Genomic DNA, 12335 nt, shown 5'->3' on the forward strand with positions numbered 1-12335 from the left:
AATTCCTGATCCTCTCTTCCCAACAAGCCGGATCAACCGGCCTTAGCCTGAGGAGAGAGACGCCATGAAGCTCGGCACCGCCATTGCGGAAATCATGAGGCGCGAGGGCATCGAGATCCTCTGCGGCTATCCGGTCAACCATCTGATCGAGCACGCGGCCAAGGCCGAGATCCGCCCCGTGATGGTGCGGCAGGAGCGCGTCGGCATCCACATGGCGGACGCGATCTCGCGGGTGACGTCGGGACGCAGCATCGGCGCCTTCTGCATGCAGCATGGACCCGGCGCCGAGAATGCGATGGGCGGCGTGGCGCAATGCTTTGGCGAATCCGTTCCCGTGTTGGTGCTGCCGATGGGCTATCAGCGCAGGCTGGCGCATATCGAGCCGAACTTCAATTCCAGCGAGGCGATGAAACCGTTCGCGAAATCGTCCGAGCCGATCATCCTCGCGACCGAAGTCGCCAACATCTTCCGCCGCGCCTTCACCAGGCTGAAGAACGGCCGCGGCGGGCCGGTGATCGTCGAGATCCCCTCGGACCTGTGGAACGAGGAAGTGCCGGAGCCGCTGAACTACACGCCGGTGCTGCGCACCCGCTATGGCGCCGACCCCGTTCACGTCAAGGAAGCCGCCAGCCTGCTGGTGAACGCAAAGCGGCCGGTGATCTATGCCGGCCAAGGCGTACACTATGCGCAGGCCTGGCCGCAGCTGAAACGGCTCGCCGAGCGACTGGCGATCCCCGTCACCACCAGCTTGGGCGGGAAATCATCGTTTCCGGAGACGCATCCGCTGTCGCTCGGCTCCGGCGGCCTCGCAGTGCCGCGCGCGGTGCCGAAGTTTCTGGCAGAGGCCGACGTCATTTTCGGCATCGGCTGCTCCTTCACCGAGACCAATTTCGGCATCGCGATGCCGAAGGGAAAGACCATCATTCATTCGACGCTCGATCCCAATCATCTCAACAAGGATGTGGAAGCGAAGATCGGCCTGGTCGGCGATGCCGGCCTCGTGCTCGACGCACTGCTGGAGGAGATCGGCAAGACCGTCACCGCGGATCGCGATGCATCCGCCGTCGCGGCCGAGATCGCAGCCTCGCACAAGGAATGGCTGGCGAAATGGATGCCTAAGCTGACCAGCAATGACGCGCCGCTCAGCCCCTACCGCGTGCTGTGGGATCTCCAGCACACCGTTGACATCGAGAATACGATCATCACCCACGATGCCGGCAGCCCGCGCGACCAGCTCTCGCCGTTCTGGAGATCGGTCGAGCCCCTCACCTATCTCGGCTGGGGCAAAACCACGCAGCTCGGCTACGGCCTCGGTCTTGCGATGGGCGCCAAGCTGGCAAAGCCCGACAAGCTCTGCATCAACGTCTGGGGCGATGCTGCGATCGGCTTCACCGGCATGGATTTCGAGACCGCGGTGCGCGAGCGCATCCCGATCATGTCGATCCTGCTCAACAATTTCTCGATGGCGATCGAGCTGAAGGTGATGCCGATCTCGACCGAAAAATATCGCTCGACCGACATTTCCGGCGACTACGCCGCGATGGCCCGCGCCTTCGGCGGCTACGGAGAGCGGGTGACGCGGCCGGAGGACATCGTGCCCGCGATCAGGCGCGGCATCGCGAAGACGAGGGAAGGCGTGCCGGTGCTGCTGGAGTTCATCACAGCCAAGGAGACCGAGGTGTCGCGGCCGGGCACATGATCGGGGCCGGTGCAGAGCATGACTGCGAGCGCTGGCTCCGGCCGCAGAAGTTGTGATAATCCGGCCCGGTGCCGCGCACGCCGCGGCATCAAGCTGGACCGGGAATGACGACCGTTTTGCAGGAAATCGAGGAACTCGAGCGCCGATTGCGGTCGGCCGCCGCCGAGATTGCGCAGCTGCGGGCCGAGCTTGCGACGGCTCGGGATCGCCAGAGCGCCAGCGCCGAGATCCTGCGTACCATCGCGGCCTCGCCGTCCGATGCGCGGCCGGTCTTTACGGCGGTCGCCGCCAGCGCAAAGCGCCTGCTCGGCGGCTTCTCCGCCACCGTGCTTCAGTTCATGGGCGACGAGCTTCACCTCGTGGCGTTCACGCCGACCAATCCGGAGGCGGACGCGGGGCTCAAGGCGTCGTTCCCACGCAAGATCGCGGACTTCCCGACTTTTGGCCTCGTGCGGGAGGGCCAGACGATCCAGTTTCCCGACAGCGAGGCGGCCGAGGTCCCTGAACTGAACCGGGAGCTGGCGCGACTGCGCGGCTTCCGCAGTGTGCTATTCATGCCGCTGATGAACCGGGGCGCGCCGGTCGGCATGATCAGCGTCACGCGCGCCGAGCCAGGATCATTCGCGCCCGACCTCGTCCAGCTGCTGCAGACCTTCGCCGACCAGGCCGTGATCGCGATCGAGAACGCGCGCCTGTTCAACGAGACGAAGGAGGCGCTGGAACGCCAGACCGCGACGGCCGATATCCTGAAGGTGATGGCGGCCTCCCCGTCCGACGTGCAGCCGGTATTCGAGGCCATCGCAACCAACGCCAACCGGCTGATCGGCGGCTTCTCCACCGCGGTGCTGCGTTATGTCGATGGCACCGCGCACCTTGCGGCATTCACGCCGACGGATCCCGCGGGCGATCGCGTGCTCCAGGCCTCGTTCCCGGTGCCGTTCGCGCAGTTTCCGCCCTACCAGCTGGTGGCCAATGGTACCGCGGCGCAATTGCCCGACACCGAGGTCGAGCCGGCCGCGCGCGACATCGCGCGGGCCCGCGGCTATCGCAGCATGCTGTTCGCGCCGCTGATGAGCGAAGGCGAAGCCATCGGCATCATCATCGCGACGCGCCGCGCGACCGGCAACTTCGCCGAGCATCATGTGCGCCTGCTGCAGACCTTCGCCGACCAGGCCGTGATCGCGATCAAGAATGTCAGCCTGTTCAACGCGACCAAGGAAGCACTGGAACGTCAGACTGCGACTGCCGACATTCTCAAGGTGATCGCGGCTTCACCGTCCGATGTCACGCCGGTGTTCCAGGCCATTTCCGACAGCGCCAAGGCGCTGATCGGAGCGCACTCCTCCACCGTCACCCGCGTCGTCGACGGGATGCTGCATCTGGCCGCCTTCACGACCGACAATGAGGCCGGCAATGCGGATCTGCTGAGCTCGTTTCCGGCGCCGCTGTCCTCGTCGGGCATTCACAGTCGGGTGGTGAGCAGCGGCGAGTATGCCTTCCGCAGCGACATGCAGAACGAGCCTGATCTTACCGAAGCCATGAAGGAGCTGGCGCGAACACGCGGTTACCGCAGCATCCTCGTGGTGCCGATGCTGCGCGATGGCCTTGCGCTTGGCACCATCGCCGTCACGCGGCGGGAGCCCGGTCATTTCCCGGACAAGGCCATCAACCTGCTCAAGACCTTTGCCGACCAGGCCGTGATCGCGGTCGAGAACACGCGCCTGTTCAACGAGGTTCAGGACCGCACCAGCGAGCTCGCCAAATCGCTCGATGATCTCCGCGCCGCGCAGGACCGCCTGATCCAGACCGAGAAGCTGGCGTCACTGGGCCAGCTCACGGCCGGCATCGCGCACGAGATCAAGAACCCGCTCAACTTCGTCAACAATTTCGCCTCGCTGTCTGCCGAGCTGACCGAGGAGCTGAACGAGGTGCTCGCGCCGGTCCCGCTCCCCGAGAATGTCCGCAGCGAGGTCGACGAGCTGACGGGGCTTCTGCAGGACAACCTCGGCAAGATCGTGCAGCACGGCCGCCGCGCCGATTCCATCGTCAAGAACATGCTGCTGCATTCGCGCGAAGGCGGCGGCGAGCATGGGCTGAGCGACATCAATGCATTGGTCGAGGAGAGCCTGAATCTCGCCTATCACGGCGCACGCGCCGAGAAGCCCGGATTCCACGTGACGCTGAAGCGCGCGCTCGATCCAGCGGCCGGACAGGCCGAAGTGTTTCCGCAGGAAATCACCCGCGTGCTCCTGAACCTGATCTCGAACGGCTTCCACGCGGTCATCAGGCGCAAGGCCGACGGTGCCGCCGGTTACGAGCCGACGGTGATCGCGGCGACGCGCGATCGCGGCGATAACGTCGAGATCGCGATCCGCGACAACGGCACCGGCATTGCCGACGATGTGAAGGAGAAGATGTTCAATCCGTTCTTCACCACCAAGCCAGCCGGCGAAGGCACCGGCCTCGGGCTGTCGATGACCCACGACATCGTCGTGAAGCAGCACGGCGGCAGGATCGACGTCGCGACCGAGCCGGGCAAGTTTACTGAATTCACGATCGTGCTGCCGCGCAAGAGTGGTCTGTCAGACAATAGCTGAGGTTGAATCGCGCGGTGGGTGCTTTCGGCAAACTGGCGTGGCTCATTCGGCGGCAATTGCTGTCGTTCTCCGGCGTCGGCCTCATGCTCGGTGCCCTGTTCTTCGCAGCCGCGCTGACGCCGACGCTGATCCCGCGGAGCTATCTCACGCAGGGCGCCATCGCCGGCGCCTGCTTCGGGATCGGCTATCTCGCCGGCAACGTCTGGCGCTGGCTGTGGCACTATCTGGAATTGCCCGAGCCGCCGGCGCGCCTGAGATCGACCGCAAACGCGCTGGTGGCGGCCGCCTGCCTGCTCGTCGTCATTGTTTTTCTGTGGCGGGCAGCCGGATGGCAGAACTCGATCCGCACCGTGATGAAGATGGCGCCAGTCGAGACCGCCCATCCGCTCAAGGTCTGCGCCATCGCCGTGATGACGTTCGTCGTGCTGCTGGTGCTGGCGCGGCTGTTCGCGCTTGCCGTGCGCCTCATCGCCGCGCGTGCGAGACGCGTCATTCCGCGGAGGATCGCGAACGTCATCGGCGTGCTCGCCGCGGGCCTGTTGTTCTGGTCGATCGCCAGCAATGTCCTGATCCGCACGGCGTTCAACGCGCTCGATTTGTCCTTTCGCGAAGTCGACGCCTTGCTTGAGCCCGAGCGGCCGCAGCCGACCGCGCCCGAACGAACGGGAAGTGCCGCCTCGCTGGTGAAGTGGACGCAGCTTGGACGCATGGGGCGCAGATTTATCGCCTCGGGGCCGACCGCAACTGAGATCAGCGCCGTTACAGGAAGACCCGCGCGGGAGCCCGTGCGGGTCTATGTCGGCCTTGGCGGCGCCGAGACGGCGCAAGCGCGCGCCAGGCTTGCGCTCGACGAGCTCAAGCGGCAGCACGGGTTTGATTGCGACACACTCATCGTCGTTACGCCGACCGGAACCGGCTGGATCGACCCTGCCGCGATGGACACCGTCGAATATCTCCACCATGGCGACGTCGCCAGTGTCGCGATGCAGTATTCCTATCTCAACAGTCCGCTGACGCTGCTGTTTCAGCCCGAATCCGGTGCAGAAGCGGCGCGCGCCCTGTTTTCGGAAATTTACGGCTACTGGACGACGCTGCCGAAGAACCGGCGGCCGAAGCTGTACCTGCACGGACTGAGCCTCGGCGCGATGAACTCGGAAAAATCCGCAGAGCTGTTTGAGATGATCGGCGATCCGATTGCGGGCGCACTTTTGAGCGGCGCGCCGTTCGAAAGTCGCATCTGGCGCTCGATCACGGCAAACCGCAATCCGGGCACGCCGGCCTGGCTGCCGGAATTCCGCGACGGCCGCTTCGTGCGCTTCATGAACCAGAATGGACCGACGGTGCCGGCAGATGCGCCCTGGGGTCCGATGCGCATCGTCTATCTGCAATATGCGAGCGACGCGATCACCTTCTTCGCCTATCGCGACGCCTATCGGGCCCCTGACTGGATGACGGCGCCGCGCGGGCCGGATGTGTCACCGGAGCTGCGATGGTATCCAGTCGTGACGATGCTGCAGCTCGCCCTCGACATGGCAGTCGCGACCAATACCCCGATGGGCTTTGGCCATGTCTACGCGCCCGAACATTACGTCGATGCCTGGGTCGCCGTCACCGATGTCCATGATTGGTCCGCCGACGCGCTGGCGCAGCTCAAGACCCATCTTGCAGCGGCGGCGCGAAAGGCCGCCGAGGGCAATGTCCCAAACGAGCCTTACGCCGATCGAGGCGGCTAGCCTACTCGGCCATCTCCACGGGCTGCTTGGCCGAGGGTCCGGCCAGCGGCCGCTCCTCCATCGCGATCAGGCACAGCGCAGCAATCGTCATCAGCGCGGTGGCGGCGCCGAACACGTAGCGGAAGGCGTGCCGCATGTCGTCGGCGGGGATCGCGACGGCGCCCGCGGCGTGATGCTCGCCGGCGAGCGGGATGTCGGTGCCGAGCGCGATGAGCAGGATCGCGGCGAAGGCTGCGACCGTGAACGAGGACATCAGCGAGCGGAAGAAGTTCATCGCGCCGGTGATGGTGCCGACTTGCGGACGCGCCACCGAATTCTGCAGCGAGACCACGCATACCGGAAAAGTCGTGCCGAGTCCCAGCGCGAACGCGGCCATCAGCAGCAGCAGACCCCAGAGCGGCAAGGTGGTGACCGTGAGGGCGAGACCGCACAACGCGGCCCATGACGTGCCGATGATGGCGACGCGCTTGTAGTGTTTTGCGCGAGCCATGGTGCGGCCGGCGACGGCCGCGCCGACGGTCGAGACCGCCGCGAGCGGGATCAGCGCAAGCCCCGCCTCGCTGGCGGTGAGATGATAGACCTGCTCGTAATAGAGCGGCAGCTGCACGGTGAGGCCGGTGATCGCCCCGAGGCCGCAGCCGCCCGCGGTCAGTGCGAACGGCGCCACCGATCCCGTCAGCAAGGGCAGCGGCAAGAACGGCTCGTCGGCCCGCCGGGCATGCCATACGAAGGTCACCGCGAGCGCAACGGCACCGCCCACCATCGCCAGCACGGTCGGCGACAGCCAGGGATAGCGCGTGCCGCCCCAGGTCAGCACCAGCATGAAGACCACGGCGGACGCCATCAGCAAGACGCCGCCGAGCCAGTCGACCTTGCGCTTGCGGTGGAACACCGGGATCTTCTTCATCTTCGGCAGCAGCAATGCGAGCGCTGCGGCCGCAAGCGGCAGGTTGATCCAGAAGATCATCGACCAGTGCAGATGCTCGGCGAACACGCCGCCGATGACCGGGCCGAGGATGCCGCCGACCATCCAGACGCTGGAGAAATAGGCCTGGTACTGCCCGCGCTCGCGCGGGCTCACCACGTCGGAGATCACGGTCTGCACCACCGGCATAATGCCGCCGCCGCCGAGGCCCTGAAGCCCGCGTGCCAGGATCAGCATCGGCATGTTCGGCGCGATCGCGCACAGCACCGAGCCCGCGACGAACAGGCTGAGCGAGATGATGATCATGACGCGGCGGCCGTAGATGTCGCTGAGCGTGCCGAACACCGGCGCGACCGCGGTCGAGGCGAGCAGATAGGCGGTGATCACCCAGGACAGATTGGAGACGTCCTGGAACTGGCGTCCGATGGTCGGCAGCGCCGTCGCCACGATGGTCTGGTCGAGCGCGGCCAGGAACATCGTCACCATCAGGCTGATGACGATGGTGCGGACCTCGTCGGAGCTCAGCGGTACCGGCGGGGCGATCGAGGGCGCGTCGTCGACGCTGATGACCTCGCTCGGCAGGCGGGACAGCTCTTCGGCAATATCGTCGGGCAAGGCCTGGATGTCGGCAGAATCGCTCTGCCGGTCGAACTTGTTCATCTCGATCGGGCGTCGTGACGCGGTGCAACACCGCGAAGGATTCGTTCTATGGAGCCTAATGTAGAGGGGAAATTTCTTCCCAGGCAGGCTCCGCCGCGCATGGGTGCATCCCGCCGACGCATCCTCGCGGCTCCGTGATCGACAGGCGAAGCGGCGCCGTATTGAGGTCCTGTTTGAAGCCTGAGCGCCCCTAAGCCCACTAAAGCTCGATGGGGTCCAGCAAATTGATCAGATGCGGTTTGCCGGGATCAACGATGATCACTTTCTTGCCGAACTTGGGATTGCTTTGGAACAGAGCGCCGAGGCTGTGCTTTTCCGGCGACCAATTTTCTCGAACCGGCTTCTTGGTCGCCGGGTTCTTCTTCTTGCGAGCCTTCTCCTTGGCCTGCTCCTTTTCCCAATCGGCTTGGCGCTCGATATCGATCTCGTCAATCGGGTAAGTTAGGTGGATCGTGTATTCGGCATCGACGCCCCGTGCTTCCAGCAGCATTTCCAGGGTCTCACGTTCCGGATTGCCGTGTTCGCCATCACCCGAGAAGACGTAGTGGTCGGCAGGCAGGCGCTCGAAAAAGACCTTCTCCAGATTGTTGGAGCTGCCGTGATGCGGAACCTTGAGAAGATTGACGGGGCGCGTCTTTCCGGGCGCCAGCAACCCGGCCAGCTCAAGTCCCTCCAAGACCTTGTCGCCACGCGCGTCGCCGGTCAGCAGCATGCTCTTGCCGCCCATTTCAGCCAGAACGACGATACTGGAGAGATTGGGCACCGACTTGTCGACGAATGCCGCCAGCATTGCTTCCGGGCTTTTCTTCCCCTGCTTTTGCTCCCTCAGCCATTTGTCATGGGCCTCCTGAAGGGCCAGCAATTCCGGCTGCATCGGTCCGGCCACGGTCATCTTGAGACCGCCATCCAACGTCACCGCTTCCGTATCCTTCGTCGCGAGGATCAGCTCGCCGTCGAATTTGTGGTTCAGTTTCCATTGCCGACGCGCCGGCGAGCGCCGTTGCAACACTTCGCGATCATCACGCAATTGACGGCCTTGCGAAATGCCGGCGAGAACATCCACCGTCTGATGCACCTCTTCCTCGTCGGATTCTTCGTCGGGCTCGATTGCGTCAAAATCCGGCCTGCGCGCAGTGCCTGCCTCGAATGACGCCGGCCCAAATCCGGACAACAATTCTTCAGGCGCAGTCGTAAGCAGATCGTCAAAGCTGTTGTGCCACAGGCTGGCGACCTTGAGACGGAGATCGGGACTGTTGCCCAGCTGATCCGCCGTTAGTTCGAGAATGCCCCTGATGTGATCGTCGTCGATGTGACTGATCATCACAACGTCTATCGGCAAGGGATCATTCGGCTCCAATTCGCGCGAACGGTGAATCTGCGCGATTCTCGGCGCCAGATGTGGCTTATAGACCTTGGCAGGTCCTCCATCGATCAGCATCAGATGCGGATCGTCAGCTGTTCCGAAATGAAGGATCAGGCAATCGCCCTTGCGGGCACGCAAGACGTCAAGGCTAAAATGCATCGCATTCCTCCTCAGATCGATTGAAGAGCCCGCAACACGTCGAGCATGCCGTGCCCCTGAAAGCTGCGCTCGCGGCCAAGATCCGTCGCGCTCTCGCACAGGATGCGTTTGACCCGACGCGGCTGCCCGATCAGCTCTTCGTATCGGGCGAGCAGCATCGCCGCGGCTCCACTGACCATAGGAGCCGCCATGCTGGTGCCCGATTCCGGAGCCCAATCATCATTCGGAACGGTCGATAGAATTCGCTCACCGGGCGCGACGAGATCCGGCTTCGCGCGGCCATCGCCGGTTGGACCGCGGCTCGAGAAGAAGCTGATTCCATATGTATGCGGCCAATTCCCGTGGGTCGATCCAACCGTGATGACGCCGTCGGCGTTTCCTGGATCAGTGATACTGAAAGCGGCGTAATTTTCGAACGGACCGTCCTTCGTTTCGAATTTCTGAAAGCCGCGATTGCCTGCTGCGGCCACGACGACCACTCCGCTTTCGACCAAACGTTCGCATTCGTTGCAAATCGGCGTCCGCCCACATGCAAAATTGCGCACGTTGTGCGGAATTGAGAGACTGAGATTCGCGCCGTGAATCGTGATGTAGTTGTGCCGCTCGTTGACGTAACGGATGTATTGCATGGCAGCGATAACGGCGAACTCGGTCTCCTCCAGGCTCGCACCCAGCACGCGGAAATCGTAGAGTCCGATGTCCGGGCACATGCCGCCAGCGTATTTGCCGTCCTTCTGGTCCGCTCCGATGATTCCGGCAACGTGGGTCCCGTGCGAACTGGGCAACTTTTCAGACTTGTCGTTTGGATCCGGCCTCTTGACCGTGATTAGCCTTTCGACGGTCGCCCAGTTGATGGGGCGCTCCTTCTCGAAGTCTTCGGCAATCTTCTCGAGGCTGACGTCCACCTCGGCTTCAGGAAGCCCGGACGCTCGGATCAGCTTCTCGCGGGTTTGAGCATCGACGTCACCCGTCTCACTGCTAACGATCTCGCGAATATTCGTGAAGTCGAAGATTTTCCTGACACGCGACGTCGGCTTCTCGCCGGACGTCATGAACGCGTCGTGATTGTTCTGAATACCGGAATCCAGAACTGCCCAAACGATATTCTTGCACTGGACGTTGAACAGCGACCTCGCAGCGTCGGCCTTGACCGCTGGCACCGACCGATCGAGCGCGGGAACAGCCGATCGGTTGAGCGATACCTGGAAAATACAAGCTGATCTCTCTTCCGCCGGCTCGCTCCTGGTATCGACGCCGTCGTTTTGCTGCCGAGCATTCTCGTCCGCTTTGACTACCTCATAAAGTGCGAACATGCCGGAGAGAATCTCGTCAGCATAGTCCCGGTATCGTTCCAATGCCTGCTCAAAGGTCAGTGGCTCCAGTGGTTCGTCCCAACCGACGGGACGTTCCAGCTTGCAAATCCAATAGATCAATCCGGCGAGCGCGATATACCTTTGGAGCGACGTGGCATTGTCCAATGTGCGTTCGCGCGGCGCGTTGGATCTCTTCGGCCCTTGCTGGAGCAGCTTTTTGATCGTCCCCTGATTATCGCCGGCATCTACGCCTTCGATCCTTTCGGCCACCTTCGGCTCGCGCCACCATTGTGTCCGCGGCACCAGGATGCGCAGCACCTGGTCGAAATAGAGTCGCGCACCGACCAGCCCCTGCAAATAGGCGACCTTGGCCTTTGTTGGAGGCCGGCCAGGCGGCGCAGATTCGACCGGCACCTTCAGCGCGCCTGCGATGGTACGGGCAACGCTCACCGCGGTCGCATTCTTGTGCGGCGTAATCAGAACGTCCTGGGCGATGCCCGGATCGAGAGCGTAAGCCGCCCAGACATCGCCGAGCAGCGGCGAGTCCTGCAGCACGCGCCTGTCGTCGCGGGGACCCAGGAGGATATGTTCGACCACTTCGGGCGGAATAGAGAACTGCTTGGGTCTTCCGTCGGCCGAGACCGGCCAAGTCGGCCCGCGGCTCTTGGGTGTGCCGCTTTGCGGTTTTGCACGCCGCTTACGCCCCTTGTCGTCCGCCATTGTCGTCTTCCTCAGACACCAGACTGCGGATAGGGAAAGGCAGGCGCGGGCCCGACCGCCGCGAGATGCTTGCGCAGGGCTGCATCACACACGGCGTAGCCCCAGTTGATCAGTCTTTCCTGCGTCGTCGCGTCCAACCGTTTCAGACGTGTCGGCACCTCCGCAAGTTGCAATGTACGCTCGAAAGGACACGGCAGAGCATCGGCCAGCCCGTAATTCGCGATGTCGGTGCGGATGCCCCAATAGGCGCCCTTGCGCGTTCCCGATTTGAAGGAGTCGATGACCTGGCGCTTGCGGAGCGAACGCACCTGATTGTCGATCAGATTGAGGACCCGGTAGGAATGCCGCGGCCAATCCGTCTCCGGCTCCTCCTCAGCCTCGATCTTGCCGCCGGCATCGCTGACCAGAACCGTCTGGTGGCGCTTCCATGCGGTCTCAAGGCCGAGATTGTCGTAGACGCCGCCATCGCTGAGAACGACGCGCGTTGTAAATGGAGGCCGCTGCAGGTCGAGCCCGGTACCGGGCACGAAATCGCTGTCCTTGAGGCGCAATTCGAAGGGAGAGAGGACCGGAGGAAAAGCGGAGGACGCCGCCACGGCTTGCGCCAGCAGAATTTCTGGCTTCTTCACCTCGCCGACGCGGTAGTCGCGCATATAGGGCTTCATGAAGCGCCAGAGCGCGCCTGACTGCACGTTCGTCGCATTGATCACGAAGCGCGGCTCGTCAGGCATATCCTGCAGAGTCTTGCCGTGAAACAGGTGATCGTCATACGCGTCGGCGATCCGGTCGCCGATGCTGCCTGGTAACAGCGCGCCCAGGATGACCGACTCGGCATCGATTGTGATGCCGGCGAAGGCGCGCAACGGCGCGACGAATTTCGGAATGAAATCGCTGTCGACGCTGTCGGGTGTGAAGCTGAGGCCCGGCCACGCCAGCGCCAACATGCCGGCAGTGATCGACCCGCCGGAAACGCTCGATATGCGCCTGACGTTCTTCAGCAGTCCTGCTTCATATAGGCGCCACAGGACGCCGACATGAAACACCATCGCGCGATATCCTCCGCCGGAAAGGCAGAGCGCAGTGGTTGGTTCCAGCGGCTTGTTCTCGTCGTCGGTCGGTATCGGGTGAACCGGATCGGTAATCATGGGGCCCCCAAAAATCCTAGG

Annotated in this window: 7 protein-coding genes; 3 read left to right on the top strand and 4 right to left on the bottom strand. The window is 63.4% G+C overall.

Translation table 11 applies throughout. The features are described 5' to 3' along the window. The first annotated feature begins 64 nt into the window (after positions 1-64). From P0R31_RS07100 to P0R31_RS07110, 3 genes are all read left to right on the top strand, one after another. Positions 65-1699, top strand: a complete 1635-nt coding sequence (locus tag P0R31_RS07100) for a thiamine pyrophosphate-requiring protein (RefSeq protein ID WP_275513443.1) — start codon at positions 65-67, stop codon at positions 1697-1699. A gap of 104 nt (positions 1700-1803) precedes the next feature. After that, positions 1804-4296, top strand: coding sequence for a GAF domain-containing sensor histidine kinase (locus tag P0R31_RS07105; protein ID WP_275513444.1), 2493 nt, complete (start codon positions 1804-1806; stop codon positions 4294-4296). 83 nt (positions 4297-4379) lie between these two features. Beyond that, a complete protein-coding gene (locus tag P0R31_RS07110) occupies positions 4380-6029 on the top strand; it encodes an alpha/beta hydrolase (protein WP_275513615.1) in 1650 nt (549 codons plus the stop codon). A gap of 1 nt (position 6030) precedes the next feature. On the opposite strand, the gene P0R31_RS07115 is transcribed toward P0R31_RS07110, so the two are convergent. From P0R31_RS07115 to P0R31_RS07130, 4 genes are all read right to left on the bottom strand, one after another. Beyond that, entirely contained in the window at positions 6031-7614 is a 1584-nt protein-coding gene (locus tag P0R31_RS07115) for an MDR family MFS transporter (protein ID WP_157282463.1), read from the bottom strand. A gap of 199 nt (positions 7615-7813) precedes the next feature. Continuing rightward, positions 7814-9136 (bottom strand): hypothetical protein, encoded by a 1323-nt coding sequence (locus P0R31_RS07120; protein ID WP_275513445.1) that lies wholly within the window; start codon positions 9134-9136, stop codon positions 7814-7816. Positions 9137-9147: 11 nt separating this feature from the next. Continuing rightward, a complete protein-coding gene (locus tag P0R31_RS07125; RefSeq protein ID WP_275513446.1) occupies positions 9148-11169 on the bottom strand; it encodes a S8 family peptidase in 2022 nt (673 codons plus the stop codon). A gap of 11 nt (positions 11170-11180) precedes the next feature. Continuing rightward, positions 11181-12314 (bottom strand): patatin-like phospholipase family protein, encoded by a 1134-nt coding sequence (locus tag P0R31_RS07130; protein ID WP_343299303.1) that lies wholly within the window; start codon positions 12312-12314, stop codon positions 11181-11183. Between the last annotated feature and the right edge of the window lie 21 nt (positions 12315-12335).

This window comes from Bradyrhizobium yuanmingense, from assembly GCF_029167105.1.
Taxonomy (GTDB): domain Bacteria; phylum Pseudomonadota; class Alphaproteobacteria; order Rhizobiales; family Xanthobacteraceae; genus Bradyrhizobium; species Bradyrhizobium yuanmingense_A.

Coding starts and splice junctions, on each gene's coding strand:
- P0R31_RS07100 (WP_275513443.1), top strand. CDS start 65: ATGAAGCTCGGCACCGCCATTGCGGAAATCATGAGGCGCGAGGGCATC.
- P0R31_RS07105 (WP_275513444.1), top strand. CDS start 1,804: ATGACGACCGTTTTGCAGGAAATCGAGGAACTCGAGCGCCGATTGCGG.
- P0R31_RS07110 (WP_275513615.1), top strand. CDS start 4,380: ATGCTCGGTGCCCTGTTCTTCGCAGCCGCGCTGACGCCGACGCTGATC.
- P0R31_RS07115 (WP_157282463.1), bottom strand. CDS start 7,614: ATGAACAAGTTCGACCGGCAGAGCGATTCTGCCGACATCCAGGCCTTG.
- P0R31_RS07120 (WP_275513445.1), bottom strand. CDS start 9,136: ATGCATTTTAGCCTTGACGTCTTGCGTGCCCGCAAGGGCGATTGCCTG.
- P0R31_RS07125 (WP_275513446.1), bottom strand. CDS start 11,169: ATGGCGGACGACAAGGGGCGTAAGCGGCGTGCAAAACCGCAAAGCGGC.
- P0R31_RS07130 (WP_343299303.1), bottom strand. CDS start 12,314: ATGATTACCGATCCGGTTCACCCGATACCGACCGACGACGAGAACAAG.